This is a genomic window from Azovibrio sp. (genome assembly GCF_049658005.1).
Lineage (GTDB): Bacteria > Pseudomonadota > Gammaproteobacteria > Burkholderiales > Rhodocyclaceae > Azovibrio.
The window spans coordinates 18,921-40,281 of record NZ_JBASOH010000135.1 but is presented as its reverse complement, the minus strand read 5'-3'; the positions used below and the strand labels follow the sequence as shown (position 1 = coordinate 40,281).

At 59.9% G+C, this 21,361-nt stretch carries 25 protein-coding genes and 1 tRNA gene; 13 read left to right on the top strand and 13 right to left on the bottom strand.

What is annotated here, in order from left to right:
- Positions 1-67: 67 nt before the first annotated feature.
- Entirely contained in the window at positions 68-1,666 is a 1,599-nt protein-coding gene (locus tag WBH99_RS13300; RefSeq protein WP_424220575.1) for a site-specific DNA-methyltransferase, read from the bottom strand.
- Positions 1,667-1,900: a helix-turn-helix domain-containing protein gene (locus WBH99_RS13295; RefSeq protein ID WP_424220574.1), complete on the bottom strand. Its 234-nt coding sequence runs from the start codon at positions 1,898-1,900 to the stop codon at positions 1,667-1,669.
- Positions 1,901-1,947: 47 nt separating this feature from the next.
- Between WBH99_RS13295 and WBH99_RS13290 the strand changes: the two genes are divergently transcribed.
- Positions 1,948-2,244 (top strand): hypothetical protein, encoded by a 297-nt coding sequence (locus WBH99_RS13290; protein WP_424220573.1) that lies wholly within the window; start codon positions 1,948-1,950, stop codon positions 2,242-2,244.
- Positions 2,245-2,336: 92 nt separating this feature from the next.
- Here the strand turns inward: WBH99_RS13290 and WBH99_RS13285 are convergent, their stop codons facing one another.
- A complete protein-coding gene (locus WBH99_RS13285; RefSeq protein ID WP_424220572.1) occupies positions 2,337-2,492 on the bottom strand; it encodes a hypothetical protein in 156 nt (51 codons plus the stop codon).
- On the opposite strand from WBH99_RS13285, the gene WBH99_RS13280 reads away from it, so the two are divergent.
- The 3 genes from WBH99_RS13280 to WBH99_RS13270 all read left to right on the top strand — a co-directional run bounded on the left by WBH99_RS13280 (position 2,491) and on the right by WBH99_RS13270 (position 3,155).
- Positions 2,491-2,619, top strand: coding sequence for a hypothetical protein (locus WBH99_RS13280; protein ID WP_424220571.1), 129 nt, complete (start codon positions 2,491-2,493; stop codon positions 2,617-2,619). The genes WBH99_RS13285 and WBH99_RS13280 overlap by 2 nt on opposite strands.
- Positions 2,619-2,738: a DUF4160 domain-containing protein gene (locus WBH99_RS13275; RefSeq protein ID WP_424220570.1), complete on the top strand. Its 120-nt coding sequence runs from the start codon at positions 2,619-2,621 to the stop codon at positions 2,736-2,738. The genes WBH99_RS13280 and WBH99_RS13275 overlap by 1 nt, the downstream gene beginning before the upstream one ends.
- A gap of 177 nt (positions 2,739-2,915) precedes the next feature.
- On the top strand, positions 2,916-3,155 hold the full coding sequence (locus WBH99_RS13270) for a DUF2442 domain-containing protein (protein WP_424220569.1): 240 nt from the start codon (positions 2,916-2,918) through the stop codon (positions 3,153-3,155).
- Positions 3,156-3,202: 47 nt separating this feature from the next.
- Here WBH99_RS13270 and WBH99_RS13265 read toward each other — a convergent pair whose 3' ends face one another.
- The 4 genes from WBH99_RS13265 to WBH99_RS13250 all read right to left on the bottom strand — a co-directional run bounded on the left by WBH99_RS13265 (position 3,203) and on the right by WBH99_RS13250 (position 7,148).
- Complete coding sequence (locus WBH99_RS13265) at positions 3,203-4,000, bottom strand: metallophosphoesterase family protein (protein ID WP_424220568.1); 798 nt, start codon at positions 3,998-4,000, stop codon at positions 3,203-3,205.
- Positions 4,001-4,333: 333 nt separating this feature from the next.
- Positions 4,334-5,152, bottom strand: coding sequence for a hypothetical protein (locus WBH99_RS13260; RefSeq protein ID WP_424220567.1), 819 nt, complete (start codon positions 5,150-5,152; stop codon positions 4,334-4,336).
- Positions 5,149-5,727 (bottom strand): Panacea domain-containing protein, encoded by a 579-nt coding sequence (locus WBH99_RS13255; RefSeq protein ID WP_424220566.1) that lies wholly within the window; start codon positions 5,725-5,727, stop codon positions 5,149-5,151. The genes WBH99_RS13260 and WBH99_RS13255 overlap by 4 nt, the downstream gene beginning before the upstream one ends.
- A 101-nt stretch (positions 5,728-5,828) precedes the next feature.
- Positions 5,829-7,148 carry a hypothetical protein gene (locus WBH99_RS13250; RefSeq protein ID WP_424220565.1) on the bottom strand — a complete coding sequence of 440 codons (1,320 nt, stop codon included), beginning with the start codon at positions 7,146-7,148 and terminating at the stop codon, positions 5,829-5,831.
- 211 nt (positions 7,149-7,359) lie between these two features.
- On the opposite strand from WBH99_RS13250, the gene WBH99_RS13245 reads away from it, so the two are divergent.
- The 4 genes from WBH99_RS13245 (at position 7,360) to WBH99_RS13230 (ending at position 11,987) form a co-directional block, all read left to right on the top strand.
- Positions 7,360-7,749 (top strand): hypothetical protein, encoded by a 390-nt coding sequence (locus WBH99_RS13245; RefSeq protein WP_424220564.1) that lies wholly within the window; start codon positions 7,360-7,362, stop codon positions 7,747-7,749.
- 481 nt (positions 7,750-8,230) lie between these two features.
- A complete protein-coding gene (locus tag WBH99_RS13240; protein WP_424220563.1) occupies positions 8,231-10,387 on the top strand; it encodes a MobA/MobL family protein in 2,157 nt (718 codons plus the stop codon).
- Positions 10,388-10,577: 190 nt separating this feature from the next.
- The gene (locus WBH99_RS13235; protein ID WP_424220562.1) at positions 10,578-11,237 is read left to right on the top strand and encodes a DUF3800 domain-containing protein; all 660 of its coding nucleotides are present in this window, start codon (positions 10,578-10,580) and stop codon (positions 11,235-11,237) included.
- A 114-nt stretch (positions 11,238-11,351) separates the two neighbouring features.
- Positions 11,352-11,987: a hypothetical protein gene (locus WBH99_RS13230; RefSeq protein WP_424220561.1), complete on the top strand. Its 636-nt coding sequence runs from the start codon at positions 11,352-11,354 to the stop codon at positions 11,985-11,987.
- On the opposite strand, the gene WBH99_RS13225 is transcribed toward WBH99_RS13230, so the two are convergent.
- The 3 genes from WBH99_RS13225 to WBH99_RS13215 form a co-directional block, all read right to left on the bottom strand.
- Positions 11,988-13,208: a hypothetical protein gene (locus WBH99_RS13225; RefSeq protein ID WP_424220560.1), complete on the bottom strand. Its 1,221-nt coding sequence runs from the start codon at positions 13,206-13,208 to the stop codon at positions 11,988-11,990.
- Between the two features lie 88 nt (positions 13,209-13,296).
- On the bottom strand, positions 13,297-13,665 hold the full coding sequence (locus tag WBH99_RS13220; RefSeq protein WP_424220559.1) for a hypothetical protein: 369 nt from the start codon (positions 13,663-13,665) through the stop codon (positions 13,297-13,299).
- A 68-nt stretch (positions 13,666-13,733) separates the two neighbouring features.
- On the bottom strand, positions 13,734-14,105 hold the full coding sequence (locus WBH99_RS13215) for a hypothetical protein (RefSeq protein WP_424220558.1): 372 nt from the start codon (positions 14,103-14,105) through the stop codon (positions 13,734-13,736).
- 199 nt (positions 14,106-14,304) lie between these two features.
- Between WBH99_RS13215 and WBH99_RS13210 the strand changes: the two genes are divergently transcribed.
- Positions 14,305-14,865 carry a hypothetical protein gene (locus tag WBH99_RS13210; protein ID WP_424220557.1) on the top strand — a complete coding sequence of 187 codons (561 nt, stop codon included), beginning with the start codon at positions 14,305-14,307 and terminating at the stop codon, positions 14,863-14,865.
- Positions 14,866-15,628: 763 nt separating this feature from the next.
- Here WBH99_RS13210 and WBH99_RS13205 read toward each other — a convergent pair.
- The 3 genes from WBH99_RS13205 to WBH99_RS13195 form a co-directional block, all read right to left on the bottom strand.
- Positions 15,629-16,027 carry a hypothetical protein gene (locus tag WBH99_RS13205; protein WP_424220556.1) on the bottom strand — a complete coding sequence of 133 codons (399 nt, stop codon included), beginning with the start codon at positions 16,025-16,027 and terminating at the stop codon, positions 15,629-15,631.
- Between the two features lie 253 nt (positions 16,028-16,280).
- Complete coding sequence (locus WBH99_RS13200; RefSeq protein WP_424220555.1) at positions 16,281-17,834, bottom strand: DUF6538 domain-containing protein; 1,554 nt, start codon at positions 17,832-17,834, stop codon at positions 16,281-16,283.
- A 114-nt stretch (positions 17,835-17,948) separates the two neighbouring features.
- Positions 17,949-18,025, bottom strand: a tRNA-Met gene (locus tag WBH99_RS13195).
- A gap of 73 nt (positions 18,026-18,098) precedes the next feature.
- On the opposite strand from WBH99_RS13195, the gene WBH99_RS13190 reads away from it, so the two are divergent.
- Genes WBH99_RS13190 through ybeY form a run of 4 tightly spaced genes read left to right on the top strand, consistent with a single transcriptional unit; the run spans position 18,099 to position 21,291 of the window.
- The gene (locus WBH99_RS13190) at positions 18,099-18,449 is read left to right on the top strand and encodes a hypothetical protein (RefSeq protein ID WP_424220554.1); all 351 of its coding nucleotides are present in this window, start codon (positions 18,099-18,101) and stop codon (positions 18,447-18,449) included.
- Between the two features lie 23 nt (positions 18,450-18,472).
- Positions 18,473-19,810, top strand: a complete 1,338-nt coding sequence (gene miaB / locus WBH99_RS13185; RefSeq protein ID WP_424220553.1) for a tRNA (N6-isopentenyl adenosine(37)-C2)-methylthiotransferase MiaB — start codon at positions 18,473-18,475, stop codon at positions 19,808-19,810.
- 37 nt (positions 19,811-19,847) lie between these two features.
- Positions 19,848-20,786, top strand: coding sequence for a PhoH family protein (locus WBH99_RS13180; protein WP_424220596.1), 939 nt, complete (start codon positions 19,848-19,850; stop codon positions 20,784-20,786).
- A gap of 1 nt (position 20,787) precedes the next feature.
- Positions 20,788-21,291 carry an rRNA maturation RNase YbeY gene (ybeY, locus tag WBH99_RS13175; RefSeq protein ID WP_424220552.1) on the top strand — a complete coding sequence of 168 codons (504 nt, stop codon included), beginning with the start codon at positions 20,788-20,790 and terminating at the stop codon, positions 21,289-21,291.
- The last annotated feature ends 70 nt before the right edge of the window (positions 21,292-21,361 follow it).

Here is a 21,361-nt window from a genome sequence, read left to right as displayed (position 1 = left end):
GTCCAGTAGTGCCGGATTCTCCCCAGCGTTGTTGTACAGCGCCCAGACATTGACCATCACTCATCACTCACACCTCCAGCGCGTAAGGGGTCTGCTTGAAGGTGATGCCCTCACGCAGTGCGCGGCTGCCCATGCGGTTGGCGGCGGCGTAGATCACTTTCGGGCCGGCGAATTTGGGCAGCACGTCGAACACCGGGCCGGTGAGCACGTTGCCGCCCGCGACCGAGCGGTCCTTGAGGATGCCGTTGTAGAGCAGATAGATGGCGCGGCCTTCGTGGATGCCCAGCAAGGGGGAATCGGCTTTGCCAGAGAAGCCGCTGCCGGTTTCGGCAAACCAGACGAACTCGGCCAGTTGGGCGAATGTCACGTCGCTGCGGATCTGGCCGTCGGCATCAAACAGCGGCTCGGCGGACAGGCGGCAGAACTGAAAGCCACCGCCGAGGCCCGCGACGGCTTGGCCCTTGGCGTTGGTATAGCCTGCGGCCACCCGTTTGACACGCTCGTGGGTGACGTTCTGGGCAATGTTTTCATCCATTTCCACGAGGATGAAACGACGACGGCCCCCATCCTTGGAGTTCGCTGAAAGCACCGCGTGGCCCGTGGTGCCGGAGCCTGCAAAGCTATCCATAACGATGGATTCGGGATGAGTAAATGCTTGAATGAACCGCTCAACTAACGCAGGCGGTTTGGGAAAGTCAAACGTTTTTCCGTCGCCAAACATGGCTTTCAGTTCGTTTGTTCCCTGCTGTGTGTAGATCGACTCAATGATTGAGTAGAGCTTCGATCCGCGCTCATCACCATCAGCGTCGCGAAGGTATTGTTTGTAATTTACTGAGTAGCGCCCACGGACCTTCTTGATGACAAGTTCGTTCGCATTTAAGGCAGCTAAGGCGCGATCTTTCGACCACTGCCATTGCTTCTCGGGCCAGATTTCCTCACCGTCGAAAGGTATTGCATAGCGAAGGTTCGGACGTGCATCCATGCTATTTGTTGCGAGGGGCTGCAAGCGGAATGGTCCCCTGGACTCAAATTTTTCGTCCTGAAACTTGTAGTAGCGCTTTACATCGTCACTCGGCGGAAGCTCGATTTCACCGATCCGCTCCTTATTGCGCGCGAAGCAAAGGACATACTCGTGCAGGTTAACAACCTGCTTTGACTTCGCACCGCCGCCATAGCTCTTTTTCCAGACGAAAGTTTCAATGCGATTCGTAGCACCGAAAATCTCGTCGAGTAAAACCTCGGCATACCGATGTTCGTTGCCATCGAGAGACATAAGAATCACGCCATCGTCACTTAGAAACTGCTTCAGCAGCACCAGGCGCGGGTACATCATGCACAGCCAGCGGTCGTGCCGGTCCAGCGTTTCGCCTTCCTTGCCCACCACCTCGCCCAGCCACTTGCGGATTTCCGGGCTGTTGACGTTGTCGTTGTAGACCCAGCCCTCGTTGCCGGTGTTGTAGGGCGGGTCGATGTAGATGCACTTCACCTGGCCGGCGTAGCGCGGCAGCAGGGCCTTGAGGGCGTGCAGGTTGTCGCCCTGCACGATCAGGTTGCCGCTGCTGGCATCGCCGCAAGACAACTCGGGCGCTGGCTCCAGCAGGCGAAACGGCACATCTTTATGGTGTTTGACGACGGCTTCCTTGCCGATCCAGTTGAGTGTGGGCATTCAGGCCATCCCTCTATTTTTTTCGCGACGATGACGGGGCAGCATCGCCATGTTTTTTTCTTCATCCGCGCCACCGCCGCGTACCCACTCATCCACCTCGGAAACCTTGAATTTCCACAGGCGACCCACCCGGTGTGCCGGCAGACCCTTGCGGTCGATCCAGCGGAAGATCGAATCACGCGTCACCCCAAGGTGCCCGGCAATCTGGTCCACGGACACCCATGGTTCAGTCATGGAAGCGATCCAGTGAGGGTTGGTCGAGTCGCATAAAGTCGGCTTCAGTGGCAAAGGTTGCAATCTATCAGGCCAGGCCTTTCCGGGGTAGTGCTCGATGCGGCCACGATGCCGACCTCGCCGGAGCCGACGCCCGCCAATGTGGCGCGGCTGACCCGCAAGCAATAAAAGAGGGCAGCCCCCTTTATGCTGATGAGATGGGCGGGCTGACGCCCAGTCAGCTGCGCTATCTGGAGAGCAAGTGCCGTGAGGTGAATGCGGATTTTTTCGGGATGCGGGAACGTCTTGTGAAAGTGGGCCGGGCCGTGGCGCAGCAGGGCTTTCCCGAACCGTCAGTGCTCTGATCCGCCTGGGGCATGCCCACGCCTGGGATTACCCCCGGGGGGTGTTCCAGGCCGCCCTGGATGAAATCGAGGAGAGCCAGAGGGGGGAATGATTACCGGCGCTTGGGCTTGCAGCAGGTTTCGACCAGGCCCAGTACCGCCCCCACGGCCAGCGCGGACAGCAAGGTGCCCCACCCCAGCCAGGCGCCCGCCAACCCGCCATAGATCAGGGCGCAGCCAGTCACCACAACGAACAGGATGAGTTTCATGCCAAACACCATCAATCTGCGGCGGGTTATCGATGGCACCAATGATGGTGCCATCCGGGGCAGGGTCAAGGGGGGCAGGGTCAAAGGGGGCAGGGTCAATAAAATTGGCTACAATGCATCCATCTAATGCGCGGAGCACTCGCTATGCCTGCCATCAGCATGTTCTACGGCATCATCATCAGCCTTTACTTTTATGACGATGAGCGGCATAGCCTGCCGCACATACATGCGAAATACCAAGGATAGGATTCATCCTTTTCGATTCTCGACGGAGCGCTGTTGAGTGGTGAGATTCCGCCATCCAAGGCGAGGCTGGTACAGGCATGAATCGAAATCCGTCGCGAAGACCTGATGGCGGATTGGGAACTGGCGATTAACGGCCAGTCGCTGTTCCCGGTTGATCCATTGCGCTAAGGAGGGAGCATGGAGTCGGTTATTCGCGTTGTCCCCAAAGACGATTTCAGCCTGGAGCTGTGGTTCGATGACGGCACTCACCGCTTATTCGATGCAAAGCCCTATCTGGATCGCGGTGTATTTACCCGCTTGAAGGACCCGGTGAAATTCAGGCAGGCTTTCGTCGCTTTCGATACCGTGTGCTGGCCGGGCGATATCGACATCGCTCCCGAGACGCTCTATGACCGCTCGGTTCCGCTCGCCGACTGACCATGCCTCGCCGTCCCCGCGAGAAAAGGGGGCAGACCCCCATGGCGCTATTCGCTTTCCACCTCCTGCTCGTTCAATCCGCCGGTAGCATCATAGTCGCCCGCCCGGATCACCGAAATGCTGTCATCGGTTTCCAGTGAGACGATGCCGCGATACCCGACCCCCACTACTTGACATGTTCCCTGTCGCGGATAGATCCGGGTTTCATGCAGGTGGCCGTGCAAAACATAGGACACCCCCAGGCTTACCGCCAGGTTATCGATGGCCTGCCAGCCGTAGGCGTGGCAGGAGGGCGCTTCATGCGTCACCAGCACCTGGGCGCGGCAGGTCATGAGTCGGGAGTAGACATCCGGGAAAATGGTGCTGAAATGCTGTCGCTCTTTCTTCGTTTCCTTCAAGCCCCAATCTTTGGGTGGCCTGCGCGTCAGCAAGTCTCGACGAAAGGCTTGGTAAAAAGCAAATACAGGGGGCGCGGGTGGTGCCCAGATCGATGAACGGAAAACCCCTCCCAGGCCGGCCACCGACCTGCCACTGATTTCTTTCACATAACCGTGAAGGTTCTTGTCAGCCCAGGCACTTGAAGCCAAGGCATTCCAGGCTTGGCTTGTATCGGTATCGTGATTGCCGTGGATGAACCAGACATCGGTAATCTCCCGGATTTCCTGAAGTTCCAGATCAAACGCCTGGGCGCATTCCATGTCGCCGAGAAAGACAAGGTGTGGCGTGACTCCGTCACGTCGAGCATTCAAAAAGTGCTCGACCACATGATCGAAACATCCGTGGGTGTCACCACACAGCCAAAGTGGGTGAGTAATGACATGCTGTTGTTTTTTGTGTTTGGACATTTTTGCTCCGCGTATCCGGTCTTGCCGGGAGACCTGGCCCAGAGGGGCCGGCCCGTGGTGGGGCTGCGAAACTGAAGGAAGAAAACGTCAGCCGCAACCCGTCAGGCGGGGCGGCATATCCTGCAAGTGAGTGCGCCCGGCCGGGCGCACACGCAAAAAGGCCACCCCGGAGAGTGGCCTGACTGATTTTACTTGGTGGTGATGGGCAGACTCTTCGCCCAATTCCCTGAAAGCCGCTCCACACAAGGCCTCTGCCCTTTTTGCCTGTCCAAAAAAATGGACCACCATTTTGGACCCCCTGCCACCATGGCACGAGGCTAATTTCCGTTCATTCTAGCGCGGCTCCTCACTTTCGGCCCCACCAGCAGGAGGAGCCGGGGGATTGAGCAGCACTTCAATGCCAGCGCGAACAATTTGTTCGTATCCTTCCGCGAGTTCCATTTCAATCAGGGCATCCGCCTCCTTCACTATGCCGTCATCGGATGACGGTATAACCAATGCGGAACCGAATTTGCGGTTCGTCCAATCTAACGCCCCTTCCAAGTCAGCAGAGCAATTGCATTCGCGGTTCGCGATCTTCTCCACAGCCTTTTTTGCTTCATGCATGACGGTGCTCAATTCGCAACCGAGAGGCTTGCACAGTCTGACTTTGTAGCCGTTGTATTTCGATGGCTGGGCATTGTGAAGCGGGTCTAGCAGGACAATCTGAAAAGCGTTTTGTTCGTCGAAGAAGCCGACCAGCCTTCCCTCCGCTCGCGAGACGGCTATTTGCATGATCGGGAATTCTTCTTCGTTATTCAGGTAATCCTTATCGATCCAATTTAGGTCAGATCGTTTTATCGGGACACTCTTCGCACTCCAATTGATATTGTGGATGCGCATTGATCCCTCGACGATGTCGCGGTTTTCGGTAACCTCGGAAATCGTTAGCTTAGAGAGTTCTTGTAGTCGGTAGATGACCGACAAAGTCCATTTTTTATCAACCTGACCCGAGTCAAGGCCGAAATTCTTTATTTCAGAGAAATAACGAAACGAGAACGACCAGCGTTGATTCCGGGGTGGCTTGGTTTTCGTTATCGTGCGGACTTTTTCAGCCTGCGGATCAGGCTCATGCTTTGCAGCCTGTCTAGCTGCGACGGACCCGATACTCATGCATCGGCTTCTTCGAGCAACTTCCTGTAAAACGAGCCCATCAAAGCCTCGTCGATCTCAGTCTCGCAGCGTTCGGAGGGCTTGCGGTCGCCTCGGGCTTGAATCCAAGGGGCCTCGTCGTGGGTCATATCTTCCAATTGAGGGCCAGAGAAGCGGGCGTAGGCTTCGAGCACCTCATCAATGTGCTCGCGAACGTCTTTGGGCATTGCTTCGAGGTTGAAGGTCGAGCGGATGTCGCTAGGACCAAGAAGGTCATACATCATGTGCGTCGTGGAGAAGCGGTCGTAAAGCTGACGACTGACCGGGCCGTGGACCCAAGCTTGGAAGCGGCCATCGAATAACCGCTCATTTTTTAGGGCGAGACGCCACGCTTGCGTGTAATAGGCAAGTTTTTGCAGTTTCAGGATGTTCAGGCCGTCCTTGGCTTCGTCGAGTTTGACGATGATGTAATCGGCGACATCATGCACGCTGGTCATTTCTTTCTCCTTCAATGCCTTATTATCCCACAGGACTTGTCGAGGTTCTCTTCCCGTGCGTCGGGAGGAGAGGAAAACATTCGATTTTTCAACTCGCATTTTTCAAATCCAATTGCGGTTGTCAAGGCGTTCACGAGGCACGAGGCTACCGTCCCACCGTCGCCTCTGCCTCCACCTGCGCGGTCGAGCAGCATCTAGCCTCAGAGGGCCGTTCGCGCCGGGCTTGCCCCCTTCGCCATGGCCTCGGAGATCGCTTCCTCTTCGACCCGGCTCAACGTTTCCCGAACCCGGTCGCCGATGTTCAGCCCTGAGATGGCGTCCATCGCCCCGAACTTCATCAAGGACTCGCGGGCCTTCTCGGCCTGACCTTGCTTGATCGCAAGCCTGAACACCGGCGGGCACGTCGATTCGACGATCTCGGGAATGCGGCTCGACGGCCAACAGCCAAAACCATTCTGCCACACGGTCGCCGGCGGCATCTTCACGCTCTTTCCGTTCACGAGCGCCTTGCGCTCCGCTCCATCGACGCACAGGCGTCGCCGCTCGCACTCGAACGAAACCACCTCCCGCCAACAGTTGGCGGCATCGGCCATCGCCATTGCAGACGACAGCCCGAGGGGGGCCGAGCGAAAGAACCCGCCCAAGCGCCCACCGAATCGCAGATCGCCAGCCGAGAGGCCTTGGGCGTCCAAGCGCGCCAGGACGACGCTTCGAAAGGCTTCGACATCGTCGGCGTTGACCAAATTCATCTCGGAGGGCGACAGCGTGGGAGCGACCTCGACGGGCAGGCGACCGGGGTATTCATATTCAAGAAAAATACCCGCCGGGCCGAAAATATCCGACTTGACGCAAACCCCGCCCGAACCGATCACGATGACGGCCGCCGTTCTTTTCGAATGCTCAAAGGTCAGCTTCCATGGCTTGCCCGGCTCGACTGGGAACGGCCCTCGTGTTTCCGGATCGGAGCCGGGCTGGGCGTATCGGATGATGAACAGTTGGGCCGGATTCGCGCCGGCTGTCGCATCCATCGCCAGGAGGTTTTGCTCGAAATCTCTGGCATTCATGGACTGCCGGACCAAGCGGCGCCGAATCTTCTCGGCCGGGGTCGCTTCGCTTGACGACCAGTTGACCATGAGCTCGTGTTGGCGACACGGCAGCACCATCTCCACGAGACTGCCGTCAGCCAGCACGAGCTCGTAGAGGTCGACCGGGAGTCCTCCCTCTTCCTGCGGCCCGGAGAGGCGTTGGTCGACACGTTTGCCGGCCGGGTCCGTCAAAATGACTTTTAGGTTTTTTGCCATGACCAACCCTAGACGGCGAAACCATGAAACGACATCACCGCTCGTCAGCACATCGGCGGCCGTCGCGTCCGCAGGACGCCGCCGCTCCCTCTCCTTTCGAAAGACCGCCAGCCCCTCAGGGGCGTCGGCGGAAGGGGTGGGGTGGGTGGTCGGTTCTGCCTCGGCTCGCATGCCGTGGGTGTCGGTTTTGACCTGGGTGGTCGGTGTTGCGCTGACCACACCGCCAGCCCTCAGGGGCGTCGGCGGAAGGGTGGGGTGGGTGGTCGGTTTTGACTTGGGTTGTAGGTTCTGTCTCGGCGCGTATGCCGTAGGTTTCGGTGTTGACCTGGGTGGTCGGTTTTGGCCGCCGCCGACGGGCGGCGGCCCGCCAACTGGCGGTTGGCCTTCCCACAAGGTTAGATGGCTCCTTTGCATTTGACGCGAGGGGAAAATGATGGAGCCTGATCAGCAACCGAATGTGGACGAAGTTCTCGCGCAGAAGGCGCGGAAAGAACGGCTATCGAAGGTCGAGCGACTGGAAAAGGAGGCGCGCGAATTTGAGGAAGCCGCTGCCGAATTGCGTAAGAAATCGTTGCAGGCCAAGCGTGAAGCCGAAGCGTATCGGGCCGTGGAGCAGAAGCGCATCATGGCCGCGCTTCGCGATGAGGCTGGCGGGTGGGCGCTGGGCTTTTTGAAAGCCAAAGCGAGCGGACGAAACTCGTTTTTGAAGCATCTTGCCTCGTTGCCGCCGCGCAAATCCGAAGAGCTTTTGAAGGCGTGCGAGGCGCTTTGGCCAGCGTCAGAAAAATCTAATGGAGCTGACGAGCCACCGCCTGCATAGGGCGCCGAAGACGCACCGGTTTGAAATCCAAAAAGATGCCGGAGGCGAGAGCCTCCGGCATCTTTTTTTGCCAACCTAACCGCTGACGCCGTGGGTGCCCTGCCCACGGCGTCAGCGGTTGAAAAATCTCCCAATCGACTCCGCCGCCGGGTGCCCTGCCCGGCGGCGGAAAATTCAAAACCCTGACGATTGATTGATCGTCAGTAACACATCAAATCTTATTTCCGCTTTGCAGGCTTCGCCGCAGCGGACAAAAAGCCTTCGCAGACCTCTTGCAGACCAACGGCCTTGCGGGCTCGCTTCGCTCGCGAGAACATATGCGTATGTCCTTGGCTTCGCCAGACTCAATGCAGGCGCAAGGTAGCGCCGATAAATCGGCGCTGCGCCCCTGACGGGGCTGAAACCCAAAACCGAAACCTACCCCACCCCTTCCGCTGACGCCCCTGAGGGGCTAGCGGACCAACCCCGGAAAATCCCCGAAATGGCCATCGGCTACGCGAGAACAGAGAGCGTCAACCGCGCCGTCCGTGCCAACGGAAAGCAGGGGAACGCCGTCGCGTCGTCGGCCTACGCGGCGCGAGCCAAGATGGTCGACGAGAGCACCGGCGCCGTCTACGACTTCCGCCGCTTGGCCGAGGGGTCTCCGCCGATCCTCCTCCCCGTCGTCGTGCCGGATGGCCAGCCCGGCATCGAGCGGCAGGAACTCTGGACCAAGGCCGAGCAAGCCGAGCGGCAACACAACAGCACCGTCGCCCGCTCCATGATCGGCGCCTTGCCCAACGAACTGGACGCGGACGCCCAGCAACGCATCTGCTATCGCGTGGCCGAGTTCATGGCCAGGGCGCACGGCGTCGCGGTCGACGCCGCGATCCACCGGGACGCCGGAAACAACCATGTCCACTTCCTTTTCACCAGCCGCCGATACAAGGACGGGGAGCTCGGCGCGAAGACGCGCGAGCTCGACGTCAAGGGCACCGCGTCCAAGGCCTTGCGGGCCATCCGCAAACATTGGCAGGACGCCTGCAACGCCGAGTTGGAAGCCGCCGGATTCTCCGAGCGAATCGACATGCGCTCATATGAGGACAGAGGCGAAAACAAGCTCGGCCAAATCCACCTCGGGAGCGATGCTTGGCACCATCAAGAGCGCACCGGAGAGAACGACAAGGCTGACCGCAATGAGGCGCGGAAGGCCGGTCATAAGGCCGTCGAAGCCGAACAGCTCGCCGAGGAATACGAGGCCCAGGCAAAGGCGTGCGAGGCCAAAGCAAACGCGCACCGCTTGGAGGCCGAAACCGTCAAAGCGGAAGACCAGCGCAAAGCCTTCCCGGACTATTACGACAGCATTTTCCTCTCCGCCGAGGAGGCGGCGGTGCTGGCCAAAAACAAAAAGCCGGAGCCCACTCCACCGCCGAAGCCACCGGCATTCAAAAGCCCCATCATGCACCCGATCTTCATCATGCCGGAAGAGGTGGCCGCCAAGAGGCTCTATGCTTCTCTCTACCGCTTCATGGGCGGCGACATTCCCGCCGATGATTTGATCGCGGACATTGGGCAATTCAGGAGTCCGGATCAACTGGCGATGCTCAACCATGCCGACGCCAACGGCAACCGTTTCTCGCACCTGTCGGCCGCCGTTCTCAACAAACTGGAACGGGAGGCCAACGGGCAACCGTGGAAGCTCATCGCCGTCCGCCGCTTCTTGAAGGTGTGCAACGAAATCGAGAAGACGTGGCTCAACTCCGGCGGCAAGCTTGACCAGAAGGCCTACAACGGCAGCGGGCAAGGCCCGGCCGCCGTGCGCGCCGACGGTCTTGGCGACTGGATGGAGCGGCAGCGCGCCACCGAACTGTTGCGGGCCATTGATGGAGTCTCCACCGGAGCTCTCAGCGACGAGGCGTTTTTCGCCATTGCCGGCAAGATGCGCAGCCCCGAGACGGCGGTCTGCTTCGATGGCGTGACCGTCGACGGCAAGAGCTTGGACGACCTGCTGCGACAGCTCTGGAAAAGCCCGAGCGGCAAGACCAACTCCAACCTGATGGCCGTGGTGGTCAAGGCGATGAAAGCCTCCATGGAAACTGGCCGGATGGAGCAGGATTTCGACAAGCTGGCCAAGCTGACGGCGATGACCGCGCCGCCGACAGAGCCAGCTCAGCCAACCGCCTCAATGACACCATGGGCGGCGCCATCTCCGCCCATGCCAAGGACCGGCACGGCGAGGATTGCGCCACATCAACCACGAGCACCGCGCGCCCCCGTAGGGACGGCAGTCAGGGTGGCCTACAAGCCTGCCAAGCGACAGCGGACCGTCCCGGGAAGCGGAGCCAAGTGGCGGGCCGGATATGCGCAGCTCGAACGAATGTCGCGCAACCAAGTTGGCCACGGCTTCGTTAAGCTTCCCGTCGACCATGGCGTCATTCAGATGCCCACTTCCCAGGCAGTCGGGGGCATCGAGCCGGCCTTGCCCTTGGCCGAAGTCGGCCGACGGGCCGCCGTCGGCTCGCAGCAGAACTTGAAGCCCGGCATGTGGCTGATTCCTGCGGGAGCAAGCCCGCAGGAAGTGGCCGCCATCCAAGCACACAACAAAGACCTCATGAACGCGACGGAGAGCGAGTTCTCGAAGAAGTTCACGAGGGATTGACTGGGTTGTTTGATTTTTCTTCGTGAAGGGGATAACATTAGCCCGTGGTTGATGAGTCCACGAGCTAAACCGGACGGTTGCAGGAAACTGCAAGTATCCTAAGCGCGGTGCAAACGCGCGGAACTCTGGCACAACCAAGCATTTCTCAAATGGCCCCGACAGGGGCCATTTGTCATTCTAAGGCACGAATATGAGCAATGGCTTGGTTCTGATGGATGAAAGCGGCGATCTTGGGTGGGACTTCTCGGCCCCGTATCGCCAAGGCGGATCAAGCCGCTTTTTTACCATTGCGGCGGCTCTGGGGCACAACAACGAACACCGGAAATTTGGGCAGATGGTGCGCGATTTCCGGCAAGCCCACGGATGGACGTCCAAACATGAGAAGAAGTGGATTCATCTTGGAGACGCTGCCAAGTTGGATTTCGCCAAAAGGGCTGCTGATCTGCGTAAGAAGCAGGCGAATGTCAAGCTACTGGTGTCAGTGATCGAGAAGCAACGGGTGCCCCCACAAATCCACGGACACCATCATTTGATCTACTCATGGATGGCCTCTTCCCTTGTCGCGCCGGCAATTCGGGAATTGAGGCAGGCATCTCTCTGCCCTGACGAATTGAACTATGGAAACGGTCAGAGCCTGATCGACAATTTCATCCGGCAGAACCTGTGGTTCAACCTTCGGACCAAGACAGAGCTCCATCTTGTTCCTCGCTCCAAGGCCCTTGAAGACGGGCTGTCATTTTGCGACTTCCTTGCCGGAGCTGTTCAGTCGCACTTTGAGGATGGGAAGTCGGCACCATTCAATCACCTGACCCAATCCAACGCCATTTTCCTGCACATGCCTTGGCACTAGGGCTAAGGCGAAGCAGGACAGAGCAAAAATATCGAAATAAACGCGACAACACGTTGATTTTTAATGGCATTTCGTGTTAAAGTGGTCTAACACCACAGCATGAAAGGCGCCACCATGAACATCGTCCGCAAGCTCGTTTCCGCCGCAGCCCTGGCCCTCGTGGCCCTCTCCGCCATGGCCGCCGAGCCGGCCATCGTCGACACCGGCAAGGGCGGCCTGCGTGCGGTGCTGACCCTCGACATGGACGGCCCCTACGACTTCGCCAAGAACAAGGGCGTGAAGGTCTTCAAGGGCGGGCGCCTCACCGGCGGCGAGGCCATGTTCCTCGCCAACGCCAGCGACACCGCCATCGCCATCGACCAGCTCATGGTCGACAGCGTCTCCGAGAACAAGCCGGGCGACACGCCGCTTACTGCCGAACACATTGCCGACCAGATGCTCCAAACCGTCGGCTTCACCGTCGACCGTGCCGTCAAGTTCGACGGGCCGAAGGTGAGCATCCCCGGCGCGACCGTGGCCACCTACAAGGCGTCAGGACACCCGATTTTCGAGCGGACAAGGACGGACAGCAAAGTTTTCGTCATCGTGCAAGCCGTCTCCTATCCGGGGCAAACCAAGGGCTACGCGATCATGTCGGCAATCAAGGAAAAGAACGTCGCCGCCTTCGACGCCGACCCGGCAAAATACGAGAAGCTGGCAAAGGCGGCCTTCGTTCCGATGTTCAAGGGGCTGACCGTCTCCGAGAACTGATCAAGCCAACGCGGGGCCTTTCGACGCCGGGGCGGGAGCCTCGGCGTTTCTCATGGTGGCGAGCTTGCCTTTGATGTCGACGGATGCCACCTTGGCAGGCTCGCCAAGCGACGCAAACTCGTCGGCCAATGTCGCGTCCAGCTTGGCCTTCGCCCCGGCCTGCTCGTCGAATTTCGCTTCCCCGATCCTCTTCTCGGAGATGGCACCGGTCGCAGCCGCTGCGGCTCCCAGCTCTTTGCCCAGAGCGCTGCCGTCCGTCTTAATCGTGGCCTTGATGGCGAACTTTTCGAGCTCCTTGTCGTCTTTGAGCCTGTCCAGCCCGCCTTTCGTGTGAGTCGCCTCGGCGGCCTTCATGGCCAGCTCTTGGGCATGGGTCAACGTGCCAGAGGCCGCAGCCTTTGAGAGCTCCTCTACTTCCGCCTTGACGGCCCACGGTGCGGGAGCCGTTGCGATGGCGGCCGTCATGTCCCTGTCGTATTTGTTGGCTCGGTCTTCGATGGCCTTCCGGTTGGCAGCCAGCCGCTCCGGGTCGGCTCCGTTGAACATGCCTTCGCGTTCCATGCGCAGGAAATTGTCCTTCGTGCGCATGGCGTCTTCGCGCTCCTTGGCCATGCGGTCGGCCTCTTCCTTGCTCTTGGCGATGCCCTTGCGCTGCAACTCTTCGGCGACCTTCTCGCGCTCGCCTTGGTGCTTGCGGTCCCACTCATCGGACAGCTCCTTCTCGCGGCCCTTGACCTTCTCGGCCTGCTCGCGGGACAGGCCCATGGCCTCCGCAGTTTCCCAGATGGCGCCGCCGCCAGCGAAGTGCTGGTCGAATGCGTGGACCTTCTCCTCGAAGGTGTGGGCGCCGGCAAGTGCAGAGCCGAGCTTCGCTGCGTGCTCATTGCCCTCCGCTGGCTCTTCATCCTTGTGCCGGGCCTTGAACTTGCCGGCCGCGATCCAAGCACGCGTCTCGGCATCCATTTCGGCTCGTTGCTCCGGATCGAGCCTCTCATATTCATTCAGGAACTTCTTGCCGTCGGCGATCTCGACGGCGCATAGGATCGACGCGTCGTGAGAGATGCTCCCAAAAGCCTGTTTCAACCTCTCCGGCGAAGTGCCCACGGCAAGCAGAAAGCGGAGGGTCTCCGCGAGGTTGCCACTCTTCAAGGCTTGGTTGATCGCGACGTTGACGTCCGTCGACGTCGTTAGCTGCATCGGGGTTTCAGCGGCTTGGCTCATGAATTCGTCTCCAAAAGGTTGAATTCATTTTCGCCTCACCGCTGGCGGGAATCCTACTTTCTGGGGGTTTGCCCGACGGACGGCGAGATCAGAGCTGCGGCTTCCTCGCGACAGCCTCCGCGCCATGGCGGCAATTCATGCGGAGCAGATACTCCTCGCACTGTTGCCAGACGCCCTTGGCGACTAAGACCTTGCTGTCTGGCTGCCCAGGCTCCATCTCCTGCTCCTCGACAACGATGGCTCCGACGGCGCGCCCCACGAACGGATTTTTCGATTCCGAACTGGCGTTGACGTCTTGCTCGTCCAAGAAGCACCAGATGAGGCGTGCTTCGGGTTTCACAGTCTGCCGGAGCCTATTGGACTCCATGTCGTCGTCCGGCGGGCTAAAAAGCGCCAACACGCAGCCCCTCTCGTCGACGACCTGAAAAAAACCTAGGCGGCCTTCGATTTCAAACATGGCGAACCTCCTTCGACCAAGTTGCCACGCTGCCGAGCCTCTTGCAAGGTTTCAGTGGACGGGCGAGATCAGAGCTGCGGCTTCCTCGCGCCAGCACCCGCACCGGGTCGGCAATTCATGCGGAGCATATACTCCTCGCACTGTTGCCAGACGCCCTTGGCCGCTCGCCCCTTAGGGCCATTTGGTCTAGATGGCACCAACACCACATCTTCAAAGCTGACGCTACCAACGTCGTGATACACCGGCAGGGCTTTCAGGCCGATGCCCTGCTCATCCCAGAAGCACCAGGCGACACGCAGTTCATGTCGTTTGTGCCGGGCATCGCAGCTCATCCAGTTGGCCTCCTTGTCGGCGTTCCCTGGGGTCAGGAAGTCAGACTCGAAGCCGTCCTCGTTGACGACAAGAAAATAGCCTCGGCGGCCTTCGATTTCGTGAGCCATGGCGAACGCCTCCGATCATTTTTCATACGATTTTTGATAGGCAAATTTCAGCAATAGAGGTTTGAACTGTCAAAAACAAGCCGTCTTTTGATAGATCAGCTATCACCACTGACAGAACAACTATCATTCATAGTCCATAATTTGATTTCCGTGCGTGTCAGTTGTAGGTTGATTCGATGTTTGGCGACCAAGACTGACCATGGCAAAAAAACCCTTTACCCATCAAGAATATCTCGAACGAAAGCAGCATGAAGTCCAGTTCGGCAAGCATCTCGCCCACCTGACGTTCGAAGAATTCGATGACCTCACAGTCAAATACAGGCCTTGCAAAAAATGTTTGAAGGCCTATCGGGGCAGCGCCGAAGGCCTTGCTGAGCGGGAGAAAATGAGGAACGGCGACCCTAATGCACGTTGGGGGAATGGGAAGTGGCCGCACGAGGTTTGCTTCGTCGGCCCCAAGGGTCTGTGCCCAAAGTGTGCCGGCCTGGCACCCGAGGTCATCGCCGCCAATCTGCAAAACCAGCGCCGCCCCGACTGGGCGGACCCTCGGGCGCTCAGCCTCGTCTACCGCAAGGCCCGGGAGATCGAGAAGGCGACGGGCGTTCCGCAGGACGTCGAGCACGTGATCCCGCTTCAAGGCAAGCTCGTCTCCGGGCTGCACGTCGCCGGAAACCTTCGGATCGTCCCCAAAGGACAAGCCAAGCCCGAGAACGCCGAGTTCACACCCGGCAGCGTTGAAGAGATTTTCGGCTCGAAATAGCCGGCCGACCGTCCGATTGGGGCTTTGAAAAAGTTCAGGTTGCGCTTGAAAAGGGCTTGACTGCAGGTGAACGTCAATGTTTTACTAACAACTGGCCGCACCGTTTGGCTGACGATCTAGACAATTTTCACCAGGCCGGTCAGAGACGCCGAATCGCGAGATTCGGCGTTTGCTTTTCTAGTGTTGACTTTCTCGGCTGACTTGATAAAACAAGATGGTCTAGGTCTCAACAGCTCAAACGGCACGCACGGTCCGGCTGGTTAGACACTCAAACGAGGCAAGCATTGATCGTTCGTTTTATAAGTCGAACCAGTTCACCGGTGAGGCGAAGCGGCTAGGAGGGGAACACAGGAAAGCCGCGACAAAGCTATACGAAGACTGTCCTGTGGGGGTGCCAAAACCCTGCGCTTCAAAGCCCCGCAATTTGGTTGATGCTCGGGCCCGGCGGATGCCAAATCCAGCCAGAAAAGCTTAGGGAAAACTGCTCAGTTTTCCCTAGGATAAGCTTTTCCGGCTTCGCCATAAGGGGTGAGGCCCCGACGGGGCCGAACCCCTAAAAACATAGGGGGAGAAGGCTCCCCCAAAAAAGCAAAGGCAGACTCCGCGCAGGGCATAACTTGTTCAGCGCTGCCGAGGCGGGCTCTCAGAAAACAGAGAAATGCTCCCCAAACCGACGAGGCGGGCTTTTGCATTTCCGGGAAACAAAACTGGCGCCCCGAAATCGCAGTTTCCCGATTCGATGCTTGCGCTCGGAGCCGCCGGGTCAGGATGAATAGGATTTTTCATCCGTTCGGTAGCCGATGCCATCGTGTTTGTATCCGTGCCGCTCCATGCAATCACAAACGCTATTTTGGAATACGCTGTCGTTTTCATCCCTGTTGAGGCAGCCTGCGGCCTGCTTGCACTCAGCCATCACTTCTGATTTCCTAAGCCATCGTCTAAAAATTTCGAACATGGTCGATTCCGGGTGTTGGCAAAAAAACAAAAATAACACGAAGGGGACAGCATGGACTGGGCGCGACAAAAATGCCGGGCGATTTTCTTCTACTGGTGGGCCGTTGGTCGATTCGTGTGCTGGTGGAGGGGCTCGCACCTCACGGAATACAAAAAACTTTCCCTTGAAGGCCAAGCACTCTATCTGGCGGCAGGCCGCTCCGGACACGGGCTGCCTCGCAACGGACGAATGGCCGTGGTCAGGCGCTTGATCGAATTAGGCGGAGATCCGGCCGTGGGGCATTGGCTTCCGCTGCGCATGGCCGCGAGCGCCGGCGACCTTCCATTCGTGGAGTGGCTTCTTGCCCTAAGCCCCCCCTCCGATTACGCGGTCTCGGACGCGATTGCTTGGGCGACGGAGACCGGGCACGCCGCCGTAATCGAATGCTTACGACGCTTTTCCGCTGAGAGCCGCTAGCCTCTCATGGCTTCAAATTACGCAGCATCCACTCGTTCCATTTCCCCTTCTCGTAGCGAATCTCGTCGAGCCTCAGGAACGGGAATGTGAACGCCGGCCAGCATTTGGCGGAGAGCTTCTCCGGGCCGACGGTCTTCCGGTAGTGGGTGCGCATCACCGTCTCGTGGGCGTGGCCGATCCATTGCTCGATGAGGAACGTGTCGACCTCGGCCTCCGCCATCGCCTCCGTCGCCGTGTCCCTGAACGAATGGAAGACCTTGCGCCGCTTCTGCCAGATGCCAAGGTTTTTCAGGTGCAGCTCGTTGAAGTCCCGCGAGAAATACTTCTCCCGCTTGCCGTGGACGTCCAGCGGCAGGGTCGGAAACAGCCGGTCGGCCCCGATGGCCTTCAAGTCGTCCAGATAGGCTTGCAGCCCGATCTCCCAGAGCTGCGCGTGGATCGGCAGCAACCGCCGCGAGGCCTTGTTCTTGGTGCGCGTCGGCGACTCGTCGTCGGGGTCGTGCTCGATGCTCAGGCACTTCACCCCGCCCTCCTCGACGAGGTCGCAGAGCCGGAGCTGGGCCAGCTCGTTGGAGCGCGCGCCGGTGTAGAGTCCAAGCAGAGGCCCCCAGAAGTGATAGGGGCGCTTCATGTCCGCGAAAAGGGCCGGATCGAAGATTCTTTCCAGCTCGGATTGGGTGAAGGCTTCCGCGCCCCCTTCCTCGGCCGTTTTCGTAGGCTTGGCGGGGTCCGCGAAAGGGTTTGAACCCAGATAGTGCTTGGACCGGATGGACCAGCCAAAAAAGGCCTTAAAAAGGGTTACGTGATCATTGATGGTTCCCACGCTCAGCGTGCGCCCTTCGGGAGGGTCCGCCAGCAGGCTCGTCGCCGTCCCCACCTCCGCCCGGTGCGTCGGCAAAACGTTCAGGGCCTCGACGATCTCCGCGCAGTCCGCCTCGGTGATGTGGTGCAGCTGCCGCCCCTCGCCCCCGGCCAACTGGGCGAACACATTCAAGCGCCGCTTGTAGAGGCCCAGCGTCGCCGGCGCCGACGCCTTCTTGAAGCGCAGGAAGCCCGCGATGGCGTCCTTGATCGTCTTCGGGCGGTCGGGCGCCGCCGGCTTGGCCGTCGCCTCCATAAACTCCCGCTGCTCGCGCAGGGCCTGCTCGTAGGCTTCCCCCTCCGCCGACGGCCCGTCCGACAGCCCCGCAGCCTCGCGCGCCATTTGTTTCAAGAGCAACAGCTCCATGCGGGCGACCGCCGGGTCGTCGGAAGTCTGAACCCGGCTCGCCTTCAAGCCCCCGGCGTCGATGACGAGGTTGTCGAAGATCAGCTTGCGGGCGGTTTCCGGGTTGATGCTGTTCGGGTCGAAGGCCATGGCGCGGCTCATTGTGCGGATCAAGGGCAGCATTCTCGCCGACAACCCGTAAGCCAACAACTTGGCCCCCTCCGGCCGCTTGGTGCCGAGGCTGCGCCGGAACTCCTTTTGCCCCAGCGCGCGGGCCAAGGCCTCCGGCAGCACGAGGCGGAACTGATAGACCCCGCACCGGGAGAGGCGCAGGTGGGACGGCAAATGCATGGTTCACCCCGACGGGATGGACCCCTTCTTTGGACCCCCGGCTTCCCGGGTTTTCGGGCCTCGGAAACGACAAAGCCCCGACTGGCGGGGCTTTGAGCGTATACAGCGATTTTTTGGTGGTGATGGGCAGGATCGAACTGCCGACCTGTGGGTTATGAATCCACCGCTCTAACCGTCTGAGCTACATCACCGGCAAGGCGGCGGATTATAGGGGGGTGGAAGAATCAGGTCAACATTGAAAATCATTGCGCTATAATCGCGACCATGCCTTTGTCCTCCATTGCTTCTGCCATCGTCAGCAGCATCATAACGAACGCCATCGAGGCGCCTTCGGCGCCGGTGGCGCCGGTTCATGCTGCGTTGGAGCGCCATTTTCCGGAGGGTACGGAGACCGGACTCCTGGCCGGGGCGCCGGACATGATGGGCAATGTGCGCATCAATGACAAAATCCTTCCCGCTTCCCCCGGCCTGCAGATTCGTGATGAAATGAATCTCATCGTTTTTCCTTCCATGATTGGCAACGACGTCCCGATCCGCTACCAGCTTGACCCCGTGGGAACAGTGTGGCGGATCTGGGTCATGAGCCCGGCCGAAGTGGCTGCTTTCAACCCCTGACAGAACCCCTGATCGTTTCCCCTATGCCCAAAAAACTGTTCATCCGCACCTTCGGGTGCCAGATGAACGAGTACGATTCGGACAAGATGGCCGACGTGCTCGCCGCCCATGAGGCCGTCGTCAAAACCGACAATCCTGAAGAGGCGGACATCATCCTGTTCAACACCTGTTCCGTGCGCGAAAAAGCCCAGGAAAAAGTTTTCCACGACCTGGGGCGGATCAAGCATCTGAAACAGCGCAATCCCGATCTGCTGATCGGGGTGGGTGGTTGCGTCGCCAGCCAGGAGGGCCATGCGATTGTGGCCCGGGCCCCTTATGTGGATCTGGTGTTTGGTCCCCAGACCCTGCACCGCCTGCCTCAGTTGATTGCCGAACGGCAGTCCATGGGCAAGCCGGCGGTGGATATTTCCTTCCCTGAAATCGAAAAATTCGATGCCATGCCGCCCGCCGAGGTGAAGGGCGCCACTGCCTTCGTTTCCGCCATGGAGGGCTGCTCCAAGTTTTGCACTTTCTGCATCATTCCCTACACCCGGGGCGGAGAAATCTCCCGGCCGTTCGAGGATGTGCTGGCGGAAGTGGCCGGGCTGGCCGATTCCGGCGTCAAGGAAATCACCCTGCTCGGGCAGAACGTCAATGCCTACCAGGGGGTGATCGGCGCGGGCAGCGAAACCGCCGACCTGGCGATGCTGATCGAATACCTCGCCGAGGTGCCGGGGATCGAGCGCATCCGCTACACCACCTCGCATCCCCGCGAGATGACCCAGCGTCTGATCGATGTCTATGCCCGGGTACCGAAACTGGTCTCGCACCTGCATCTGCCCGTTCAGGCCGGTTCCGACCGGGTGCTGGCGGCGATGAAACGGGGCTATACCACGCTCGAATACAAGTCGGTGATCCGCAAGTTGCGCGCCGCCCGGCCCGACCTCGCCATTTCCTCCGACTTCATCGTCGGCTTCCCTGGCGAGACCGAGGCCGATTTTGAAAAGACCATGAAGCTGATCGATGAGGTCGGTTTCGATACCTCTTTCTCCTTCCTCTTTAGCCCTCGCCCCGGTACGCCGGCGGCGGAGATGGCCGATGACACGCCGGCCGATGTCAAGTCGGCCCGGCTCACCCGCCTGCAAAAGCGCATCGAGGAACATGCCCAGAGCCTTTCCCGGGCCATGGTGGGCAGCGTGCAGCGCGTGCTGGTGGAGGGCGTGTCCAGGAAGAATCCCGGGGAACTGGCCGGGCGTACCGACAACAACCGCATCGTCAATTTCGTCGGCAATCCCCGGCAGATCCATCACTTCGTCGAAGTGAAGATCACCGACGTGTGGTCCCATACCCTGCGGGGCGAAGTGGTGATCCGTGAAGAGTAAGACCGCTACCCTGGCAAGGGGCAAACCCCTGGAACTCATGCTCTCGCCGCTGGATAACGTCCGCCTGGCCAATCTTTGCGGGCCCCTGGACGAAAACCTGCGTCAGGTGGAGTCGGCCCTCGATGTCACCATCGCCCGCCGTGGCGAGCGCTTCACCATTCGTGGCGAAGCCTCGGCTCAGGCCGCGCAGGTGCTGGAGCACTTTTATGGCCGGGCCCAGGAAGCCTTGTCGGTGGACGACATTCAACTCGGGCTGATCGAAATCCGCAATGCACCGCTTCGCCGGATTTCGTCGCCAAATGGACCGGTGGACGGCCCTCAGCTCGTGACCCGCAAGGCCGAACTGCATGGCCGCACGCCGCGTCAGGTGGAATACCTGAAGCATATTCAGGAACACGACATCACCTTTGGCATCGGCCCTGCCGGCACTGGCAAGACCTATCTGGCGGTGGCCAGTGCCGTGGATGCTTTCGAGCGGGATCTGGTGGAGCGCATCGTGCTCACCCGTCCGGCGGTGGAAGCCGGCGAGCGCCTGGGCTTTTTGCCGGGCGACCTGGCCCAGAAGGTCGATCCCTACCTGCGCCCCCTCTACGACGCCCTCTACGACCTGATGGGCTTTGACCGGGTGACCAAGCTCTATGAAAAGGGCGCCCTGGAAATCGCGCCCCTGGCCTTCATGCGTGGCCGTACCCTGAATCACGCCTTCATCATTCTGGATGAAGCCCAGAACACCACGCCGGAACAGATGAAGATGTTCCTCACCCGTATCGGCATCGGCGCCAAGGCCGTGGTCACCGGCGATCCTTCCCAGGTCGATCTGCCCAAGGGCCACAAGAGCGGTCTCAGGGATGCCGTGGAGGTGCTGGAGGACGTGCGCGGCATTGCCATCACCCGCTTCCTGAAAGAGGACGTGGTGCGCCATCCCCTGGTGGCGCGCATCGTCGCCGCCTATGAAAACCAGCAAAGTCCCCACTGACATGCAGACTCCCGGCCGCCGTCTCGACCTGGCTGTGCAATACGCCTGCAACAAGGCGGGCCTACCCTCCCGATCCCGGTTTCGCCTGTGGGCCCGGGCGGCCCTGGAAGGCGGCGGCGAGGTGACCATCCGCCTGGTGGAACCCGGGGAAGGCCAGGAACTGAACCGCGATTACCGGGGCAAGGACTACGCCACCAACGTCCTTTCCTTTCCCTACGAGACCAAGCCCCGGGTGTGCGGCGACCTGGTGATCTGCCCGGCCGTGGTGGCCCGGGAGGCCACCGTGCAGGGCAAGTCCCTGGAAGCCCACTATGCCCATCTCGTGGTGCATGGCATGCTGCACCTGCAAGGCTGGGACCACGAGGAGGACGAAAGCGCCGCGGCCATGGAGCAGCGCGAGCGGGAAATTCTCGCCGGTCTTGGACATGCGGACCCCTATGCCGACCCCCATGCCGACCTCGATGCCGACCTCCATGCCGACCCCCATGCCGTTTTGGCGCGCTGATCGCCGTAAGGCGAGGGCGTGGCCGAAAAGCCCTCGCCCTCGGCTTGTTGACGACGACCTTTGCCCCCAA